This window comes from Bacillus sp. AFS098217 (assembly GCF_002551815.1).
In the GTDB taxonomy this organism is placed as follows: domain Bacteria; phylum Bacillota; class Bacilli; order Bacillales; family Bacillaceae_G; genus Bacillus_A.
Genome location: NZ_NVPR01000045.1, coordinates 1 through 19,661 on the forward strand (window position 1 = coordinate 1; position 19,661 = coordinate 19,661).

The following is a 19,661-nucleotide window of genomic DNA, read 5'->3' on the forward strand; positions in this document are numbered from 1 at the left end:
TTTACAAAGGGTACAGATTATGCAGCTTGTTCGTTTTTTTTACTTTTTGAAGTACGTCCAGCCATCTTCTTGATAAATCTTCTCTTCTTTCATCAATTTACCAAGCGCACGCTTAAACGCAGCCTTACTCATATTGAAACGCTCCTTAATGTCTTCCGGATAGCTCTTATCCCAAAACGGCATCGCTCCGCCACGGCTCTCCATATACTCATAAATTACCGCAGCATCGTCTTCCATCCCCTCTTCTTTACGTGGAAGAAGTGAGATATTAATTGTACCATCATCTTTTACATCAATAATACGACCTGTTACACGCTCACCAATACGAACCTGTTCTTTTCTTTCTGTGTGGTGTAAGAAGGCACGGAAATGTTCATCCGTCAATACAAACGAACCTACTTGAAGAGAGCGATACACACGTCCATTTACATTTTTATTACGCATAGATGGCGTTGCATCAACGATGATTTCTTGCATATCTGAATCCCTTGCCGGAAGAGCAATAAGACGACCACGGTTTGTTAATTTCAATGTACAATACAATTCGTCGTCCTCTTCAGGCCAAACCGGTGTATAAATTGGAAACTCATCAGCCGGAATTAATATATCTTTTGAAACACCAATATCAACAAACACACCTAGATCAGGTTTTACTTCTACAACTTTTACCCAGTTCCAGTCACTTGTTGTAATAAGCGGTGTTTTCATCGTTGCTGCAATTCGCTCTTTATGGTCAAGGTATAAAAATACGTCAATCGTATCGCCTTCTTCAATTTCCCCCGCTACTTCATTTTTATGTAGAAATACCTCTTCATAACCATCCTCATCATCAAATCCGACCATATATCCAATTTCCGTTTCTCGTAAAACAGTTACCTGCTCAATCGCTCCTGGTTGTAAATACATATATTTTAATTCCCTTCTATATATAAAGTTATATTTTTATCATTCCAAAGAAAGCTTCATTATAACACGATTTTTCCTTTATTTGTCCAACTGCCCAAAATTAACTATAATAAGAGGTGGAATTTAATTTGGAGGTGCTAACTATGGCAAAAGACAGTTCTTTTGACATCGTTTCAAAAGTAGAATTACCAGAAGTAACAAATGCTATTAACATCGCATTAAAAGAAATTCAAAATCGCTACGACTTTAAAGGAAGCAAAAGTGACATTAAATTAGAAAAAGAAGTACTTGTTTTAACTTCTGATGATGAATTTAAATTAGAACAAGTAAAAGACGTTCTCATTTCTAAACTCGTTAAACGTAACGTTCCAATTAAAAACTTAGACTACGGAAAAGTCGAAAGTGCATCGGGCAACACAGTACGCCAACGTGCAACGCTGCAACAAGGTATCGATAAAGATAACGCGAAAAAAATCAATAACATCATTAAAGAGCTAAAATTAAAAGTAAAAACACAAGTTCAAGATGACCAAGTACGTGTAACAGCGAAAAGCCGCGATGACTTACAAGCAGTAATCTCAGCAGTTCGTAGTGCTGATTTACCAATTGACGTACAATTCATCAACTATCGCTAAAAAGAAAACCCTCTATCATGAGGGTTTTTCCTTTTCATAACCATACTATTTTCAAGATTTTTTCCGCTTCTTTACAGCAATTAAAAAAGCAAGAAACACAACATTTACTAAGACTAACAAAGATATAAACACCCAATTTATCCCTGTTTGTTCTCCAACTTTATACACATTCGCTTCTTCCCGTTTCAATACAAGATAATACTTACCATCCTCTTCTCTTATAATTTCATCTTCCAACAGCCCTCTTAATTCCTGGTTCTCTCCAATACTACTAGCTGAAAGTGCAACCTTTTGCGTCTCTTTTGTATTATTTATCGCAACGAGCGTTACTTCATCTTTATACGTTCTTTTCAGTACGCTCATCCCATTTTTATCGTACAGCAGGTCAAATGTACCACGACGTAAAGATGGCAGCTTTTGCCTTAATTCTCCTAATTTCGTTACATACTGCAAAAACTTTTCATCTGTTTTAAAATCCATTAAGCGGCGATTATCAGGTGTCTCCCCGCCATCAAGCGCAATCTCTGTTCCGTAATACACAATCGGCACCCCTGGAGATGTGTATAAGTAAGCAAGTGCTAACTTCAAACGTGCTGGTGGATAGTACGCATTTTCTTTTGCAATACGCACAAATCGCTTTGTTTCTTGATTATCTACAAATGTACCTCTTACTTCATCCCCCTCTATTAAACTTGCATCATACAACGGTTTAATAGAGATACCAGGTTCCGAGAACACATCTGTGATTTGCTTATAATGCTTATTATGTATACCTTCTGCTTCATTCGTCATCACGAGAAAGTCTTTTTTTATTTCTTGTACATTTTGTTTTACCTCATTCAGCGAAGCACAGGGCAGTTTCTCACTATGTATAAGATAGCTGCCATCTAAGTTTACTTCTTTTATCCACCACTTCATCGAATCAATCATTTGTTGCGGTTCTTCTCCAACAACAAATTGAAATATTACTTTCATTTCCCTTTTATGAGCTTCTTGTACAAGTTGTTTCACATCTTGCAGTGAGCCAAAATGTTCATTTACTTTTCGCTGGTCACCTATACCAGTTCCATCATATGTTTTACTTTCAAAAAGAGGCGAAAGCATAACAGCGGTAAATCCCATCCCCTTTATATAATCAAGCCTCTTAATAATTCCCTGTATATCGCCCCCTTGATACGCCTCTAAATTTCCCACATCAAGTTGTTTATCATTTTTCGCATCTCCATTATTAAAACGATCAATCATGATAGAATAAATCACTTCATCTTGCCATTCCCTTTCCTCTTCCGCAAAGGTATGTATAGGCACTAAAAAAACGACTACCAGACAAAAACAAATACACACTCCCCTATTCCATATCTTCTTCACACAGATCCCCCAACTTTTTTCTAATTATAAGAATAGTATATCAATTTCCCGGAGCAACCGTATATATCCTCCATTTATTTACTTACACCATATTCACAGTTAACAATTATCATCTTTCATTCTTAAAAATAACTTATGTTAGATTTTATTACATAAAAATTAAAATTTTCTAAAAATTACATTGATTTCTTTCCTGTTTTTGAATATGATATGAAAAATAACACTAGTTGTAACACTTTATAACATCATAGGAGGGAAAAAGAATGAATATGGGAGATACGGTTTTTATATTTTTAGCAACGGTAATGGTGATGATTATGACACCAGGCCTGGCACTGTTTTACGGTGGAATGGTTCGCAGTAAAAACGTACTGAGCACAACGATGCATAGTTATAGCGCAATGGCGATTGTTTCCGTCCAATGGATCTTTATCGGCTATTCTTTATCATTCGGGCCCGATTGGAACGGGATCATCGGTACACTTGATTGGTTTGGTCTACAAGGCGTAACTTACGCACCAAATCCGGATTACTCCGCTACTATTCCTCACAATTTATTTATGATGTTTCAACTCATGTTTGCAATCTTAACTCCAGCTTTAATTTCAGGTGCATTTGCTGAAAGAATGCGATTTTCCGCTTTTCTTATTTTCATTCTTCTTTGGACGACGATTGTTTATAACCCTGTTGCACACTGGGTATGGGGCGTTGGTGGCTGGCTGAGAGAGCTCGGCGCATTAGATTTCGCTGGCGGTAATGTCGTTCATATTACGTCCGGAGTTGCCGGTCTTGTATTAGCAATTTTCCTTGGAAAACGAAAAGACATAAGAGGTTCATCTCCTCATCACCTTCCCTTTACCATTTTAGGCGCTGGCTTACTATGGTTTGGATGGTTTGGGTTTAACGTCGGCAGTGCCCTTTCACTAAACACTGTAGCCTTAACTGCGTTTATTAATACAAATACAGCAGCCGCAGCTTCTGCCTTAACTTGGATCTTGACTGAATGGTTCTTCCAATCCAAACCGACCGTCATGGGAGCAGCTTGCGGTGCAGTATCAGGTCTTGTCGCGATTACACCCGCTTGCGGATTTGTCACTCCATTCTCCGCCCTTCTCATCGGGGCTATCGGCGGGGTATTATGCTTCGGAGCTGTCTTCTTTTTAAAACATAAACTTGGATATGACGATGCCCTTGACGCATTTGGATGTCATGGTATCGGCGGAACATGGGGCGGTATTGCAACCGGACTCTTTGCAACAACTTCCGTAAATAGCGATGGAGCCAATGGATTATTTTACGGAAACGCTGTACTCCTCTTCAAACAACTCGTAGCAATCGGTGCAACATATACCTTCACAATCATCATGACGTACGCAATTATTAAAGTTATCAACTTCTTTCTTCCGGTCCGCGTACATGAGCATGAAGAAGAAATAGGACTGGATATTTCCATGCACGGGGAGAAAGCTTATGAGCATACGGAAAGGTCAGCAAACTAAAACTTATGAACATACGAAAAAGGCGTACTTCACTTCAAAATAGAGTACACCTTTTTTGTATATTCAAAACAATATATATAACGCGAATATTCCAAACTATTGGTATATAAATATCTTTATCTTTTTTTTACTCATTTATCTATATAAACATCTTATCTTTTCAATAGTAAATTTAAAACAATTTGCACAGCGACAGCATCATCTAAATAACCGATGGGAAAAACATAATCCGGAATCACATCGACTGCTAAAATAAAATATATAAGTGCACTTCCCATCAAAGCGAGTTCCCCACGGGTCCCCTTCTTCTTAATAAATTTCTCATACAAATCCTTCAAATCACTAATAAACGGCCCGATACCACTTACCTTCTGAATCTTCTCTTCAAATCCCTTTAAAATTGTTCCTTTTCCCTCTTCTGTTTGTGAATATTGTTCATAATTAGCCAATTGCTGCTTGACATTAGCTATACTAAACTTTTGATCATATAGATGGGAAGATTCGAGTAAATGTTGAATGTTGTCAATGGATACGTGAATATCAGATTGTTTCTCCTGTTTTGTTTCAATCGAATAACCTGCCGCTACAAATAAATCAGTGATAGGAATGCCAAGACAGTCCGCAAATTTTTGTAAGTGTTTTGGATTTGCTTTTCGCTTACCATTTATGATCATTGAAATCGTAGCAGTATCAATTCCAGTAAGCGTACTAAGTTTTCGCATCGACAAAGACTGTTCCTTCAGCAATTCTTTTAACAACAAGCCAAGATTACTTTTTTCAGTTCCTTCAGACATATTCGATTCTCCTTTATTCATGAGAATTATCATAGTTGTCAAACGAGAGATAACTACAACCTATATACACTCAATATTAACAAATTCTATTATCTAGTTACAAGGTAGGTATTTATATTTAATAGTAATGTTCCAAATTGCCCTAAAGTAAACTTACCAATACGAACATGAGCTATTTTTCTTCCTAAAGCAACTCCACCCCAAACTGTTATGAAACTACCAATCGCCGCCGCAACGCATACCGCTATCGGGTTCAAACCAAATAAACCAGCCCCTAATCCATTCGTTAATGCATTAGCCGAAAGACCAACTCCAAGAAAAATAGATTCTACAAATCCAATCTCCCCAGATTTACCTATATTTTTCGTTAGGCCATTTATTTCCGTTGAAGCTACTTCATTTTCAGCTCCTTCAACAGCAATTTGTTGCTTATTCGTTGAGTTTTTATTGAGAATTTATTTTGTTTTTTTGCAAATCACAAACTAAGACATGCACTTTTACAGAAATGTTTTAATATACTAAAAGAAAATCTACAAGGAGTGAGTTTTATGAGTTTATTCCACTGGAAATGCATCATAATCAATCATCTTACCTCGAATTTCCGAACTCTTTTATTAAATATAGTTGTCGCAATTTTAGGCGAAATAGTACTATTTCTTCTTCTAACTTTTACACCAAAAAGATTTCATAAATTTTTTGTTTAACGTATCCGATTATAAAAAAATTCTATCTAAATAAGATGATTTTTCAACACAATCTACTCAACAAGGAGGCATTGTACTTTTAATCGTTTATCTTATATATTATTATGTTGCAGTATTGTATACATATACGAATTTAATCTTACACATATCAATCACCGGATTTCTTTTTGTTCACGCTCAATATGATAAGAAACATTACTTCTTTTTCATATATCGCAACATATCGACTTACCTGCAAAATTCGGCATACATGCGCACAAAAAAGACGACCGTAATCAGTCGTCTTTTCTTATTGAGAATAAAAGAGAATTGGAAATGTAATTATTTCGCAGGATTTCCTACATACGCTGAAATATCAACGTTTAATGCTTCCGCTAAACGCATACCATACTCACGGTCTGCACGGAAGAAGTTACAGATTGCAAGTAATTTTGTTTGTTCATGTACATCTTTTAAGTCGTTTGTTAAGTTGGCAATTAAGTTATCTTGTTCTTCTTTAGAGTATGAACGGTAACGTTCACCAGCTTGCTGGAAGTCGTTTGGTTTATCAATTTTTTCACGAGATACATAGCCTTCAAGCTTCATAGTTGAATCACGGTAAACAGAATCTTCAACTGGATTTTCAGCGTGACGACTTGGCTCGTAGTTAATTGTTGACGGGTTTTGATTGATTTGCATTGCACCATCACGTTGTTGATTACGAACAGCTGCATATGGGCAGTTTACAGGGATTTGTAAGTAGTTCGCACCAAGACGGTAACGCTGTGTATCCGGGTAAGAGAATAAACGACCTTGTAATAACTTATCTTCAGACGGTTCAACGCCAGGTACAGTCGCACTAGGAGAGAACGCCGCTTGTTCTACTTCCGCAAAGAAGTTTTGCGGATTACGATTTAACATCATTGTCCCTACTTCCATTAACGGGAAACGATCCTCCGGCCATACTTTTGTTGGATCTAATGGATCGAAGTCTAAAGAATCCATTTCATCTAATTGCATAATTTGTACGTGTAAATCCCACTTCGGATAGTTTCCGTTTGCAATTGCATCGAATAGGTCACGAGTTGCATGGTTAAAATCTTTTCCTTGTACTTGTTCTGCTTCTTTCGCACTTAAGTTACGCACACCTTGCTGTGGTTTCCAATGATATTTAATATAAACGATTTCACCTTCAGCATTAATCCATTTGAATGTATGAACACCGAATCCTTCCATTTGACGGTAGTTTGCAGGCGTACCGTAATCCGAGAATACCCACGTCAGCATGTGTGTAGACTCTGGGGATAGTGTCATGAAATCCCAGTAACGATCTGGTGTTTGAATATTTGTATCCGGTGCTGGTTTTAACGAGTGCACCATATCAGGGAATTTAATTGCATCACGAATGAAGAAAACAGGTAAATGGTTACCTACGATATCATAGTTTCCTTCTTCTGTATAAAACTTAACAGCGAAACCACGTGGATCACGAGCTGTTTCTGGAGAACCTTGACCATGAATAACTGTTGAGAAACGAACGAATACAGGCGTTTCTGTTCCTTCATTTTGTAAAAACGCTGCTTTTGTATATTTCTTCATGCTATTTTTCGTTACGAAAACACCATGAGCACCTGCACCACGTGCATGTACAACACGCTCTGGAATACGTTCGCGATCAAAATGAGCAAGTTTTTCTACTAAATGATAATCTTCCAATAATACCGGTCCACGGCGACCAGCTGTACGAGAATTTTGGTTGTCTCCTACTGGAGCACCTTGGTTTGTTGTTAAGCGATTATTTGGATTCATCAAGTGGGACCTCCTAGTTTTTAACAATAATAATTACTTATTTAAAATTATTACAATTTGATTATTATTTAAATTTACTTTTTTGTCAATCATTTTATTCGCTTTTTTGGAAACAATTTCTGCTAAACAATCAATAAATGATTCCTCTGCATTTGGCATAGCCGGTCTGAAATATGCTGCACCTAATTCATCTGTCACAGCTTTGCATTCATAATCGTTGTCATACAGCACTTCTAAATGCCTGGCCACAAACCCAACCGGGCAATACATGAAATATTCATAACCATACTTTTCATACAAATCTCTCGTTAAATCTTGCACATCTGGTCCAATCCATGGATCTGGTGTATTTCCAGCACTTTGCCAGCCTATTGTATAATTTTGAATACTTGCTGCCTCAGCAATTAAATCTGCCGTATGCTGCAGTTGCTCCACATAAGGATCACCAGCAGCAATAATTTTCTCAGGTAAACTATGCGCAGAAAAAATGACAATCATTTTCTCTTGATCTGTAATTCTAGTAAATGTTTCTTTTATTTTTTCTGCCCAGTAATCAATAAATTTCGGTTCATCATACCACTGTTCAATCGGTTCGATAACAGGACCATTTATTTTTTTAGACATACGCATTGCACGCTCATTGTATGCTTTAATACTAAAAGTCGAATAGTGAGGCGCTAACACAATACTAATCGCTTCCTCAATCCCATCTCGTTTCATTTCTTCTACCGCATCTTCAATAAACGGCGCGATATGCTTTAAACCTAAATAACAAACAAATTCATAATTGGAAAAACGTCTATTCAGTTCCTCCGTTAATTTATTAGCTTGCTTCTTTGTAATTTGTGCAAGCGGTGAAATACCACCAATTGCTTTATAACGTCCAATTAAATCATCAAGTGCTTCTTGAGACGGCTTACGTCCGTGACGAATATGTGTATAATACGCTTCTACATCCTCTAGTGACTCAGGCGTCCCATACGCCATCACAAGTAAACCTATCTTCTTCTTTATCATCTATATAACACCTCAGTTTCATAAATGAGAACCTTTTTCAACAATATTTGTTCTAAAGTATAACAATTAATAATCAATACGTCAAAATAATAATTCTAAATAAGTATTATTTATAATATGATTTTGAATTTTATTTGACAATTCATTTAAACTTCGCCGTATCATAAGTCGCTCCCACTCATACAGAATAATAAAAAGCGGCTCACAATGATTGTAAGCCGCTTTTTATTATTCTTTAATGTTCACCCCATACTCCTTAAACCAAACATGAATCTGTGCCAAATGCGCTAATAGTTGTGGTCCCGTCATCAGCTGGCCATACCACGGTGTTTGAAAGGCACTCCCTCCTGATTGGATTAACCCTTGCAATTGTTCTCTATCAAATAATTCATGCAAAATGGAATGTCTGTCTGTTAATAAATCCTCTAGCCAAACAGTTACTGCTTTTGTGTAATGTGGATTATGCGTTTTCGGATACGGACTTTTCTTTCGATATAATATATCATTTGGCAATATACCTTCTAACGCTTTACGTAATAGACCTTTTTCGCGATTTTCATACATTTTCATTTCCCAAGGAATATTCCACGCATATTCGACAAGGCGATGATCCGCGAATGGAACACGTACTTCCAAACTCGCTCCCATGCTCATCCGATCTTTTCTGTCTAATAATGTCGCCATAAACCAAGTCATATTTAAATAAAACAATTGTCGTCTTTTTGCTTCAACCATACTTTCTCCTTCTAAAACCGGCACTTCCTGTATTGACTCTTCATAACGCCGCTGTACATATTCTTGCAGCTTTAATTTATTACGCCATTCTTTTTTTAGAAGTTGTTCACGTTCCTTTGTCGATCTCATCCATGGAAACGCACTTGATTGCAAATCATCTTCTCGGTAAAACCACGGATATCCTCCGAAAATTTCATCCGCACATTCTCCTGACAAACCAACAACAAAATCATGTTTGATTTCCTTGCAAAACCATAATAATGACGAATCAATATCTGCCATACCAGGCAAATCACGCACAAGTACCGCTTCTGTTAAATACTCTGCTAGTTGCTCATTGGAAATGACACAGCGATGATGAATCGTTTGAAACGTATCGGTCATTAAATCAATAAAAGGCGCATCTGAATTCGGCTGAAAAGCATTCGCCTTAAAATATTTTTCATTCTCTTCATAGTCAATGGAATATGTGTGCAACTTCCCTTTCCCTTCTCGCTCATATGCCCTTGCCGCAAATGCCGTAATAGCACTTGAATCCACGCCTCCTGACAGAAATGTACATAATGGTACATCTGAAACGAGTTGCCTTGTAATCGCATCTTGCAACAGAAAACGTGTTTTTTCTACTGTTTCTTCAAATGAATGCTCATGCTTTTTACTCTCCACATTCCAATAGCGCCATATAGATAAACCATCTTTCGAAAATGTTAGAACGTGCCCCGGACGGAGCTCTTGAATTTCTGCGTATATACCATGACCAGGCGTTCTTGAAGGCCCTAGTCCAAATATTTCTGAAAGTCCTTCTGTCGTAACTTCTGCCTTTACATCCGGATGCGCTAAGATCGCTTTTAATTCTGATCCAAACAGCACTCTTCCTTTATCATATTTATAAAATAGTGGCTTTACTCCTAACCGATCCCTTGCAATAAATAGTTGTTCTTTTTCCTCATCCCATACCGCAAATGCGTATATCCCATTTAAATGCTGGGTGCACTCTTCTTTCCATTCTACATAAGACGCCAATAATACTTCCGTATCAGAGTGTCCTTTAAATGTATATCCTCTTTGCAGTAATTCTTTACGAATATCTTCTGTGTTATATAGCTCACCGTTGTAACAAATCGTATAACTTGATTCTTCCTTCAGACAAGTCATCGGCTGTTTTCCACCTTCGGGATCCACAACAATTAATCGTTTATGTCCAAAAGCAACATGCCTTCTTATCCAGATATTCGTATCATCTGGTCCTCGCTTTGCAAGTGTTTCAGCCATTTTCATGACCGTCTCTCTCTCCTGTTCTAACGAGCGTTTAAAATCAACCCATCCTGTAATCCCGCACATATCAATCATCCTTCCTATCTTTATCCGTATAACTTTACCCCTTATTAACGTGCAGTAACCCCCGTTCAAAATCCAGATAACTCTAGAGGGAACAGGGACAATCGCACGTAAAAGCCCGATTGGTGAAACGTGTTCTTATTCTATGCCCAACTTTCTTTAGGTGTTCCGTAGTTATAAAGAACGCCTGAACTGTCCATAACAGGAATAACTACTTCTACAAAAGGAGAAATCATAAATGAAACAACGCAAACATATTTTGTATAATCAGCCACGCGCTCATACAATTGGTAACGTGGAATATATAAACAATGAATGGATTTTTTTTGATGATGAAAATGACGAAGCATTTTTGTTAGAAGATGTCATTGAAGATGGATTTGAAATTTCATATAACAATAATTGGCTACCAGCTCGCTTCTACGAGCAAAACATATTACAAGTTGCAAATGAACACCATCCATTACAAAATGGTGAGATGATACGAATTCGTAAAAAATTACTACTCAGTTATCATGAATGGTTAGAAGAACTGTCTGATTCCACTTTCTCTTTATTCGCTGATGCACTACAATCACTTCATTACTCTTTATATGATTGTGTGTATTGTCATAACTTCTTATCATTCCAAGCAAAGGGAGAGCCTTGCGAAGGTGTAAATATTCTTTTATTTGATAACGAAGAAATGGTATGTGCTTTGCACCATCATTATGTCCGCTTTTCCTCATGCAACAAAAATATTTTTCAATTTACAAAAACAAATGGCGAGCAACTCCATGTAGATGCTACATGAAATAAAAAAACATCCTATTCTCCTTTATAGAAGAATAGGATGTTTTTATTTTACGCAAATGGTGCAAATCCCAGTGGTAATCGTAATCCAATATATAATACAACGACAAACGCGATAATAAATTGAACCCAGAATGCTCCTGTTTGCTTCTTCTTACTTGTTTTTACAAGAATCATTTCCATTGCAGCAATAACCCAAACACCGACTAACATTTTTAGGCCGTACCACATGTGCATGTTACCTGTTGCTGTTTTCATAATACTTTGGTATAACAAGAAACCAGTTACAATAATGATGATATACACAAGACGAAGCCCCATATGTACACCTTTACCTTTTCTCCCTGCCGTATACATAGAGTACGTCACGAAGAATAAAATAAGTCCCAATGCCCACGCTGTAATATGCATGTGTGTTGTCATGGTACCTCTCCCTCCTTTTTTCACACTTTTTCACTTTATATGATAACATGTTCATTTCTTTTTTAGGAAATGTTTCGCTTTTTCCAACTTAAATGATATAATATTTAGAGTATTTACAAACTTCTTGCAATAACAAAAGGGGGAACAATCATGATTCAAACAAAAGACATTATCGAACTAACAGACACATACGGTGCAAATAACTACCATCCACTTCCAATCGTAATTTCTAAAGCGGAAGGTGTTTGGGTAGAAGATCCTGAAGGAAATCGCTATATGGACTTACTGAGTGCATACTCTGCGGTAAACCAAGGTCACCGTCACCCTAAAATTATTAACGCTTTAATTGAACAAGCAAACCGTGTTACGTTAACTTCTCGTGCCTTCCATAGCGATCAATTAGGTCCTTGGTACGAAAAAGTAGCGAAATTAACTCATAAAGATATGGTACTTCCAATGAATACAGGTGCGGAAGCTGTTGAAACCGCTATCAAAACAGCACGCCGCTGGGCATATGATGTGAAAAAAGTAGAAGAAAATAGAGCTGAAATTATCGTTTGTGAGGATAACTTCCACGGCCGTACAATGGGCGCTGTTTCTATGTCATCTAGCGAAGATTATAAACGCGGTTTTGGCCCAATGCTTCCTGGTATTATTGTAATCCCTTACGGTGATTTAGAAGCATTAAAAGCTGCCATTACACCAAATACAGCAGCATTTATTTTAGAGCCAATTCAAGGGGAAGCTGGCATTAACATTCCACCAGCTGGTTTCTTACAAGAAGCATATGATGTATGTAAGAAAGAAAATGTTTTATTTGTAGCTGATGAAATCCAAACTGGTTTAGGTCGTACTGGTAAATTATTTGCATGTGATTGGGATAACGTAATTCCTGACATGTACATACTTGGTAAAGCATTAGGCGGCGGCGTATTCCCAATCTCTTGTGTTGCAGCAAACCGAGATATTTTAGGAGTATTCGAACCAGGTTCTCACGGTTCTACATTTGGTGGTAATCCACTTGCATGTGCTGTTTCTATCGCAGCTCTTGACGTATTATTAGACGAAAAATTAACAGAACGTTCTCTTCAATTAGGAGAAAAGTTAGTAGGACAATTAAAAGAAATCAATAATCCAATGATTACAGAAATTCGTGGTAAAGGGCTATTTATCGGAATTGAATTAAACGAGCCAGCTCGTCCGTACTGTGAAAAGCTAAAAGAAGCAGGCCTGTTATGTAAGGAAACACACGAAAATGTAATACGTATCGCGCCACCTCTTGTTATTTCTGAAGAAGATTTAGAGTGGGCATTCCAAAAAATTAAAGCTGTATTATCCTAACATAAACAAGCTGCCTTCAAAAGGCAGCTTGTTCTATGAAATATTTTATAAACCTCATTCCACATGTTTAAAATACTATTTCACTATATTTCGGAGCGTTCCAATATGCTGTACTGTTACCGTAATCTCATCACCAGCGTGCAGAAACTTCGGCGGTTTAAAGCCTTTTCCAACACCAGCTGGTGTCCCTGTTGCAATAATGTCCCCTGGCTCTAGGGTCATCCCCTTACTTATAGTAGAAATAATATCTTCTATAGAAAAGATCATATTTGCAGTATTTGAAATTTGCCTAATTTCTCCGTTCACCCTTGTTTCAATATTTAATTGATTCGGGGTTTCCATTGATGTCTTATGAACTAAATACGGACCCATTGGACAAAATGTATCGAAACTTTTTCCTAAGAAAAATTGTTTATGCTTCCTTTGAATATCTCGCGCAGTTATATCATTTATAACTGTATAACCAAAAATATGGTCAAACGCTTTCTCTTTCGGAATTTGTTTCCCTCGTTTTCCAATGACAACCGCTAGTTCACCTTCATAATCTAGTTCATTCGTTGCATGCGGATGACTGTTAATTTTCTCACCATCCCCAACGACAGTTGTTGGCGCCTTTGTAAAAATCATGATATCTTTCGGAATAGACTCCTCTCCACCCATTTCTATCGCATGATCACGATAGTTTTTTCCAACGCAAAGAATATTCTTTCTGGGTCTTGGAATAGGTGCCAATATTTTGACTTCTGTTAACGGATAATAAGCCGTTGTTTTATTTTCGTTTGCCCAATTTACAATTTCATTTACTTTTTCAATAAAGGCATTCCCTTTCTCAATACATTCTAGCATTGTAATTGGAATTGTAATCTTTTCACCTTTTTGCCGCTGTGCTTCCCTTATATGCAACACCGTTTGTTCATTCTCATCCACAACACCAATAAACACTTTCTCATCTTTCTTCACTGTCACTAACCGCAATATTTCCACTCTCCATCCTAAAACTCATACAATGTAATTGTATTCGCATTACCGAGAAAAAAACCTTCTAATACATTGTAATTTTTACAGTATTTTTTACCTTTTGTGTTTGTTCTCTATTTATTTGTAAAATAAATTGTAGAATTTTTGCTTTTTTTATCGAAGCCATTTCTTTTTTATGGAATTTTTGTATAATATGTACTACACATATATACTATACTAAAAAATCTATAAAGAGATGGAGCCGATTCTATGTTCGAGCAAGTAATTGAAAAAAAACGCAAAAAAATGATCTATTTTGCTAAACGTTATGGAATAACTTCTCAAAAAACAGTGCATTGTAGCCAAGAACTAGACAGGCTCTTAAATATTGTTTGGCTTATGCAAGGAGATTTCCCCACCGCTTGTACTATGAACAAACACACACAATGAAATGTGCATCTTTTATTAAAAAAAAGACACATTTTATTGAAAACGCCCATACAATAATAGAAACGAAGACTTATATTTCCTCCCTATTCTTATTGTATAGAATATATATGTTCTATGATTCACCGTTGATAACAAAATAAAATTTTATTTATGAAAGGTGTTTTCTATGCCAGCGATGGTTGGACATATTCGTATCGTCAATATTGGATCGAGTGGGATTTTTCATATTGGAGATGTATTTGCAATTAGACCGATTAGTTATTCTCGCGCTTTTGCAGGAGCTGGTTCTTTTAATGTTGGAGATAATATTTCTGTATACAACTATCAAAATTCAACAACTGTCAATGATTCAGACGTAGTCGATCAAGCTATAATCGGTTCTAACTAAAGGAGGCGATTACACTGTGAACTTTTATGTACAGCAAAGTATTATCATTAACAAAATTAAAATAGAAAATATTACAACATCTTCTGTTTTTCAAATTGGAACAGCAGGAAGTATTAAAGCACTATCTAAGTTTTCAAACACTGGTGGATTCACAGCACCCCTTCGCCCTCTTACAGCAAAAGGACAAATTATTTCGATTAAGCCAACATCTGGTTCTTCTTAAGCTCTCCTTATCATAAAAATATATATATCAGCATACACCCTCCCTATCGAAAAGGAGGTTTCATTCAGTGAATCAAGATATATACACTTACTTACACCAATTCCAACAAGTTCTTCAACAACAACAAGAAACAATCCGCGCTTTAGAAGATCAAATACGTATGTTAAAAGAAGAGCTTGATGAACTAAAAAGCCGTCCCTCCTCTTCTATAGGAAGAGTCGAATACAAATTCGACCAACTAAAAGTTGAAAATTTAAATGGTACGTTAAATATCGGCTTAAATCCATTCGCAACGAAAGGACAACAAATTGAAGATTTTCAAGTAGATACAGAAACATTACATGTCAATCCAGAGACAGCGCCAGAAACAGCTCCCGATTTTTATCAAGGCATCATTCAAGAGATGCACCGCTATTTAGATGAAGAGGCATATAACCGGATTCTTCATTTTGAAAGAGAAGAAAGAACACCACTTGATGATATGTATCGACAAATGATGATTGATGACATAAAAAAACAAATGGAGCATCGACTTCCTTATTATTTATCACAAGTACAGCCTTATGATGACATTACATCTAATCCGCAGTATTTACAAGATGTAATTATTCAAGCAATGAAGCAAGATATTGATAAAGCATTCCTTTCCTTTATTCAACACATACCAGGTAACTTCCGAAAGGAGTAAGTATGTATGAATTTAAACGTTATAAATCGTGAAATAAAAGTTGGGCAGATTAAAACGAATGGAGTCTCCTCCTCCGCACTTGTATTAATTGGTGATGCCAACCTTCTTATTCTTTCTGCTATTCTCGATACACCATTTGAATCTGTTGTCCAAGGGGCATTTGTACCCCTTGTAACGTCTCTTCCCACTGGCTGAGGCTAAGTTATGTTCCGTCATATTTCAGTTGTCCACAATGTTTCCATCATTTCTATGGGGATTAGCAGCGTAGTTCAAGTTGGTGATGCAAATCAAATAGATCTAAAAAGCAGAATACTTACTGTTCATCGAGAATTTCCTTATTATTTAAAAGATGAAGGGCCTTTTGAGGCTTTTGAAATCTTTACAGATGAATACATTACAATCCCAAAACGGTCGACTGATGTCAAGTTGAATATTGTAAATGAATGCCCCTTTATTGAAGTAGATGATATTCTCATACGATCTCTTTTAAATTCAGGTTACGTTCAAATTGGCTCTGTCGACTATGGATTTAGCAATTCTCGTATTATGCAAATCCGCCAATACATTACAAATGACCCTTCTTTAGAGTAACTCATATATTATATACATCATATAAACCCTCTCTTTTTAGGTGGGAGAGAACATCTGGCCATGCATAGAAGCGGTCAGGGCCTTTTTCTGCCACATGCGAAGGAAAAACAGAAGGAGCAAACGAGTGTAGGTTACTTCTTATTTTGCACAGCAGGGATTTAGATGTCGAAAAATGAAAATGGATTTATATAGTAATTTTAAAGAAGGCCAGTGAAGTAGGTGAATGTTTATGCCATCCATTGTTGGCAACCTTATCGTCCAAAACAGTAACGGTTCTTTTAATTTAGGTGATTTTTATAACGTCTCTCCAAAAGAAAATACAAAATCCTATAATGGTTCAGGAGCATCAAATGTTGCTTTTGTCATCAATACTTTCAACGGTGTCAGCGCAACGAATACATTTGACGCAGATGTTGCAGATCAAAATCAAATTGGAACAGTGTAAAAAGAGTAGAAGGGCCGCCCTCCTACTCTTTTCATTTTTTATCCCGCTATTTGCAGGCAGAAGTGTTCATCAGCTGCAAGCAAATTCATTCTTCTTATACTTCATCCACACGCAGTATGTGATTACCATCAAAGAAATATAAATACTTTTCCTTTACAGGATGATGTAAACTCTTTTCTAACGCTTTTGCGTATAATGAAAGTTGCACTTTATATCGATCTTCTAAAATAGGTCTTGCCTGTTCATATCCACCTGGAAAACGTCCTTCTATTGTATCGGTTTTGAAATCAATTAATACAATCCCATCTTCCTCTTCTATCATGCAGTCAATAACCCCTTGGACAAGCACAGATTCTCCGCTTTTCTCCTGCCAATTTTGATACGCTTCTTCTGCTGAAAGCATCATCGTAAATGGAACTTCACGTTCTACACTTTTCGCTGCTAATACCCTTTTTCCAATCTCCGTATCAAAAAAGTCTACAATGCGGTCGATCGCTATTTCTTCTGCTTGTTCAAATGTTAGTAATTCTTTATTTACCATTTCTGCAATTTGTTCCTGAATGATTTCTGCTGTAATTGGTTTCTTCAAGTCCACATGTTGCATAACGGCATGGACAGCTGTTCCACGCTCAGCATACGTTAATCCTTTTTTCTCCATAAAGCGCGGACGCGTTTTTATAGGCGCTCGAAGTTTTTTAATAAAGGCGTTGTCACTTCCGTCTTCCGATTGATAATTTCGCTTTATCTCCGTAACAGACTGCTTGGCACGGTGGACTGTTGTTTCTTCGTATTCGTATTCCCACGTTAACCGATCGTATACCTCTTCTTTTCGTTCACTCTCTAGTGGAACGGGGATTTGCTCACGAAGTGCTTCTAATAGTTCTTGCTTTTCTTCTTGCACTGGTTCTGGTGCAAGTAGACTCTTTCCATCAACAACTTCTACTTTCCAACTCGCATTATATTCATAAATTTCATCTGGAATTGTTCCTTGACCTAATTCTAGAAGTATTTCACTATCTCGATGCCTGTATAGTGACGGTGCAATCCAATCTAAATAGCAAGATGCCCCAGCACGGACGTAATCTGGTAATAACCAATCTGTATGTTCCCTAGCATCCAGCCATTTCTCCATTTCTTTCTCTTTATCTTTCACCGTACCGATTAAAATCAACTTTTCTTTCGCACGTGTTAAAGCAACATATAATACGCGCATCTCCTCTGCAATCAGTTCCATCTTCATCTTACGTTTAATCGCTAATTGCGATAGCGTTGTATATTTAATTCTTTTACGCGGATCAATAAATTGCGAACCAAAGCCAAAATCTTTGTGTAACAAGAAACGCTTCATTAAATCTTGCGTATTAAAACGACGACCAAGTCCTGCCACAAATACAACCGGAAACTCTAAACCTTTACTTTTATGAATCGTCATAATCCGAACAACATCTTCTTGCTCACCAAGCGCTCTTGCAGTTCCCATATCATCACCGCGCTCTAAAATACGTTCAATAAAACGTAAGAAACGGAATAATCCGCGGAAAGATGTTGCTTCATACTGTCTTGCCCGATCATATAATACGCGTAAATTAGCCTGTCTTTGCTTGCCAGCTGGAAGACCGCCAACGAAATCATAATAACCTGTCTCACGATATACTTTCCAAATTAAATCAGAAAGAGACTGTTGACGTGCAAATTCGCGCCATCCTTGAAGTAAGTTATAAAACCACTCTAGTTTTTCATGCAGTTCCTTCTCTTCTTCAAGTGGTGCTCCTTTTAAGAATGAACGCATCACTTCATAAAACGAGCCTTTCTTTCCATGAGCACGAAGCGTTGCAAGTTCTTCGTCATTTAGTCCAACAATCGGTGAACGAAGTACAGCTGCGAGCGGAATATCTTGCATCGGATTATCAATAACACGAAATACATTCATCATAATATTTACTTCTGTCGCTTCAAAATAACCAGTCGCAAGATCAGCATATACCGGAATTCCTTGTAACTTTAACTCTTCCATAATTTGCGGAGCCCACGGCATGGAGCGAAGTAAAATAACGAAATCACGGTATTGTACCGGGCGCATACTATCCGTTTTACGGTCATACACTTCATAACCTGAATCAACCATCGCTTTAATGCGCTGCGCCATAAGACGAGCTTCTAGCTGTGCTTTTTCTACTTCTGCACCTTCTTCTCCGTCTATTACTTCTTCTTCAGTTTGCTGAATGCATAATAGTTCAGCCGCTACATCTTCACCTTCTGGATAGCTAGCACCTAGCTTTAATTCAGCGTCAGCGTCATAGTCAATCTCCCCAACTTCTTCGCCCATAATTTGTTTGAAAATAAAGTTCGTACCTGCTAGTACTTCATGACGGCTACGGAAGTTTTTCGCTAAATCAATCTTCATTCCGCCGTCTAATCCTTCTGGTGTAAAGCGTTTATATTTTCCTAAGAATAGGCCTGGCTCTGCTAGTCGGAAACGATAGTAGGGTAAGCGTCCAGCGCCTTTCTGTATCTCTACAGTAGGTTTCCAGACACTCCCCCCCGAACCGTACGTACTCCTCTCAGAGTATACGGCTCTC

At 37.3% G+C, this 19,661-nt stretch carries 19 protein-coding genes and 2 pseudogenes; 11 read left to right on the forward strand and 10 right to left on the reverse strand.

Going from position 1 to position 19,661, the window contains the following annotated elements; translation table 11 throughout:
- Positions 1-39: 39 nt before the first annotated feature.
- Positions 40-906 (reverse strand): CvfB family protein, encoded by an 867-nt coding sequence (locus COO03_RS12950; RefSeq protein WP_097897576.1) that lies wholly within the window; start codon positions 904-906, stop codon positions 40-42.
- 143 nt (positions 907-1,049) lie between these two features.
- Between COO03_RS12950 and COO03_RS12955 the strand changes: the two genes are divergently transcribed.
- Entirely contained in the window at positions 1,050-1,541 is a 492-nt protein-coding gene (locus COO03_RS12955; RefSeq protein ID WP_097897577.1) for a YajQ family cyclic di-GMP-binding protein, read from the forward strand.
- Positions 1,542-1,592: 51 nt separating this feature from the next.
- Here the strand turns inward: COO03_RS12955 and COO03_RS12960 are convergent, their stop codons facing one another.
- The gene (locus COO03_RS12960; protein WP_097897578.1) at positions 1,593-2,909 is read right to left on the reverse strand and encodes an alpha-amylase family glycosyl hydrolase; all 1,317 of its coding nucleotides are present in this window, start codon (positions 2,907-2,909) and stop codon (positions 1,593-1,595) included.
- Positions 2,910-3,172: 263 nt separating this feature from the next.
- On the opposite strand from COO03_RS12960, the gene COO03_RS12965 reads away from it, so the two are divergent.
- Entirely contained in the window at positions 3,173-4,408 is a 1,236-nt protein-coding gene (locus COO03_RS12965) for an ammonium transporter (protein ID WP_097897579.1), read from the forward strand.
- 152 nt (positions 4,409-4,560) lie between these two features.
- Here the strand turns inward: COO03_RS12965 and COO03_RS12970 are convergent, their stop codons facing one another.
- From COO03_RS12970 to asnB, 5 genes and pseudogenes are all read right to left on the reverse strand, one after another.
- A complete protein-coding gene (locus tag COO03_RS12970; protein ID WP_097897580.1) occupies positions 4,561-5,202 on the reverse strand; it encodes a helix-turn-helix domain-containing protein in 642 nt (213 codons plus the stop codon).
- 89 nt (positions 5,203-5,291) lie between these two features.
- Positions 5,292-5,609 (reverse strand): annotated as a pseudogene (locus COO03_RS12975) (manganese efflux pump); the annotation flags it as partial.
- 618 nt (positions 5,610-6,227) lie between these two features.
- Complete coding sequence (locus COO03_RS12980; protein WP_097897581.1) at positions 6,228-7,694, reverse strand: catalase; 1,467 nt, start codon at positions 7,692-7,694, stop codon at positions 6,228-6,230.
- A gap of 33 nt (positions 7,695-7,727) precedes the next feature.
- Positions 7,728-8,711 carry a ferrochelatase gene (gene hemH, locus COO03_RS12985; protein ID WP_097897582.1) on the reverse strand — a complete coding sequence of 328 codons (984 nt, stop codon included), beginning with the start codon at positions 8,709-8,711 and terminating at the stop codon, positions 7,728-7,730.
- Positions 8,712-8,939: 228 nt separating this feature from the next.
- Positions 8,940-10,787: an asparagine synthase (glutamine-hydrolyzing) gene (gene asnB / locus COO03_RS12990; RefSeq protein WP_097897583.1), complete on the reverse strand. Its 1,848-nt coding sequence runs from the start codon at positions 10,785-10,787 to the stop codon at positions 8,940-8,942.
- A 235-nt stretch (positions 10,788-11,022) separates the two neighbouring features.
- On the opposite strand from asnB, the gene COO03_RS12995 reads away from it, so the two are divergent.
- Entirely contained in the window at positions 11,023-11,577 is a 555-nt protein-coding gene (locus tag COO03_RS12995) for a DUF2777 domain-containing protein (protein WP_097897584.1), read from the forward strand.
- 50 nt (positions 11,578-11,627) lie between these two features.
- Here the strand turns inward: COO03_RS12995 and COO03_RS13000 are convergent, their stop codons facing one another.
- Complete coding sequence (locus COO03_RS13000; protein WP_097897585.1) at positions 11,628-11,999, reverse strand: YisL family protein; 372 nt, start codon at positions 11,997-11,999, stop codon at positions 11,628-11,630.
- Between the two features lie 150 nt (positions 12,000-12,149).
- Between COO03_RS13000 and rocD the strand changes: the two genes are divergently transcribed.
- Positions 12,150-13,340, forward strand: a complete 1,191-nt coding sequence (rocD, locus tag COO03_RS13005; RefSeq protein ID WP_097897586.1) for an ornithine aminotransferase — start codon at positions 12,150-12,152, stop codon at positions 13,338-13,340.
- A 75-nt stretch (positions 13,341-13,415) separates the two neighbouring features.
- Here the strand turns inward: rocD and COO03_RS13010 are convergent, their stop codons facing one another.
- Complete coding sequence (locus COO03_RS13010; RefSeq protein ID WP_141523247.1) at positions 13,416-14,318, reverse strand: fumarylacetoacetate hydrolase family protein; 903 nt, start codon at positions 14,316-14,318, stop codon at positions 13,416-13,418.
- 249 nt (positions 14,319-14,567) lie between these two features.
- Here COO03_RS13010 and COO03_RS13015 point away from each other — a divergent pair, with 249 nt between their 5' ends.
- The 7 genes from COO03_RS13015 to COO03_RS13045 all read left to right on the forward strand — a co-directional run bounded on the left by COO03_RS13015 (position 14,568) and on the right by COO03_RS13045 (position 17,082).
- Positions 14,568-14,747 (forward strand): aspartyl-phosphate phosphatase Spo0E family protein, encoded by a 180-nt coding sequence (locus COO03_RS13015; RefSeq protein WP_097897588.1) that lies wholly within the window; start codon positions 14,568-14,570, stop codon positions 14,745-14,747.
- A gap of 166 nt (positions 14,748-14,913) precedes the next feature.
- Positions 14,914-15,135, forward strand: coding sequence for a spore germination protein GerPA (gene gerPA, locus COO03_RS13020; RefSeq protein ID WP_097897589.1), 222 nt, complete (start codon positions 14,914-14,916; stop codon positions 15,133-15,135).
- 16 nt (positions 15,136-15,151) lie between these two features.
- On the forward strand, positions 15,152-15,358 hold the full coding sequence (locus COO03_RS13025) for a spore germination protein GerPB (RefSeq protein ID WP_097897590.1): 207 nt from the start codon (positions 15,152-15,154) through the stop codon (positions 15,356-15,358).
- 67 nt (positions 15,359-15,425) lie between these two features.
- On the forward strand, positions 15,426-16,046 hold the full coding sequence (locus tag COO03_RS13030; RefSeq protein WP_097897591.1) for a spore germination protein GerPC: 621 nt from the start codon (positions 15,426-15,428) through the stop codon (positions 16,044-16,046).
- Positions 16,047-16,052: 6 nt separating this feature from the next.
- Positions 16,053-16,241 carry a spore gernimation protein GerPD gene (locus COO03_RS13035; protein ID WP_097897592.1) on the forward strand — a complete coding sequence of 63 codons (189 nt, stop codon included), beginning with the start codon at positions 16,053-16,055 and terminating at the stop codon, positions 16,239-16,241.
- Between the two features lie 9 nt (positions 16,242-16,250).
- Positions 16,251-16,637: a spore germination protein GerPE gene (locus COO03_RS13040; protein WP_097897593.1), complete on the forward strand. Its 387-nt coding sequence runs from the start codon at positions 16,251-16,253 to the stop codon at positions 16,635-16,637.
- Between the two features lie 229 nt (positions 16,638-16,866).
- A complete protein-coding gene (locus tag COO03_RS13045; RefSeq protein WP_141523246.1) occupies positions 16,867-17,082 on the forward strand; it encodes a spore germination protein in 216 nt (71 codons plus the stop codon).
- Positions 17,083-17,176: 94 nt separating this feature from the next.
- Here the strand turns inward: COO03_RS13045 and addA are convergent.
- Positions 17,177-19,564 (reverse strand): annotated as a pseudogene (addA, locus tag COO03_RS13050) (helicase-exonuclease AddAB subunit AddA); the annotation flags it as partial.
- Positions 19,565-19,661 lie beyond the last annotated feature (97 nt).

Excerpts from the sequence above, each read along its gene's own strand:
- COO03_RS12950 (WP_097897576.1), bottom strand. The coding sequence starts at position 906 with ATGTATTTACAACCAGGAGCGATTGAGCAGGTAACTGTTTTACGAGAA.
- COO03_RS12955 (WP_097897577.1), top strand. The coding sequence starts at position 1,050 with ATGGCAAAAGACAGTTCTTTTGACATCGTTTCAAAAGTAGAATTACCA.
- COO03_RS12965 (WP_097897579.1), top strand. The coding sequence starts at position 3,173 with ATGAATATGGGAGATACGGTTTTTATATTTTTAGCAACGGTAATGGTG.
- COO03_RS12970 (WP_097897580.1), bottom strand. The coding sequence starts at position 5,202 with ATGTCTGAAGGAACTGAAAAAAGTAATCTTGGCTTGTTGTTAAAAGAA.
- COO03_RS12980 (WP_097897581.1), bottom strand. The coding sequence starts at position 7,694 with ATGAATCCAAATAATCGCTTAACAACAAACCAAGGTGCTCCAGTAGGA.
- hemH (WP_097897582.1), bottom strand. The coding sequence starts at position 8,711 with ATGATAAAGAAGAAGATAGGTTTACTTGTGATGGCGTATGGGACGCCT.
- asnB (WP_097897583.1), bottom strand. The coding sequence starts at position 10,787 with ATGTGCGGGATTACAGGATGGGTTGATTTTAAACGCTCGTTAGAACAG.
- COO03_RS12995 (WP_097897584.1), top strand. The coding sequence starts at position 11,023 with ATGAAACAACGCAAACATATTTTGTATAATCAGCCACGCGCTCATACA.
- COO03_RS13000 (WP_097897585.1), bottom strand. The coding sequence starts at position 11,999 with ATGACAACACACATGCATATTACAGCGTGGGCATTGGGACTTATTTTA.
- rocD (WP_097897586.1), top strand. The coding sequence starts at position 12,150 with ATGATTCAAACAAAAGACATTATCGAACTAACAGACACATACGGTGCA.
- COO03_RS13015 (WP_097897588.1), top strand. The coding sequence starts at position 14,568 with ATGTTCGAGCAAGTAATTGAAAAAAAACGCAAAAAAATGATCTATTTT.
- gerPA (WP_097897589.1), top strand. The coding sequence starts at position 14,914 with ATGCCAGCGATGGTTGGACATATTCGTATCGTCAATATTGGATCGAGT.
- COO03_RS13035 (WP_097897592.1), top strand. The coding sequence starts at position 16,053 with ATGAATTTAAACGTTATAAATCGTGAAATAAAAGTTGGGCAGATTAAA.
- COO03_RS13040 (WP_097897593.1), top strand. The coding sequence starts at position 16,251 with ATGTTCCGTCATATTTCAGTTGTCCACAATGTTTCCATCATTTCTATG.
- COO03_RS13045 (WP_141523246.1), top strand. The coding sequence starts at position 16,867 with ATGCCATCCATTGTTGGCAACCTTATCGTCCAAAACAGTAACGGTTCT.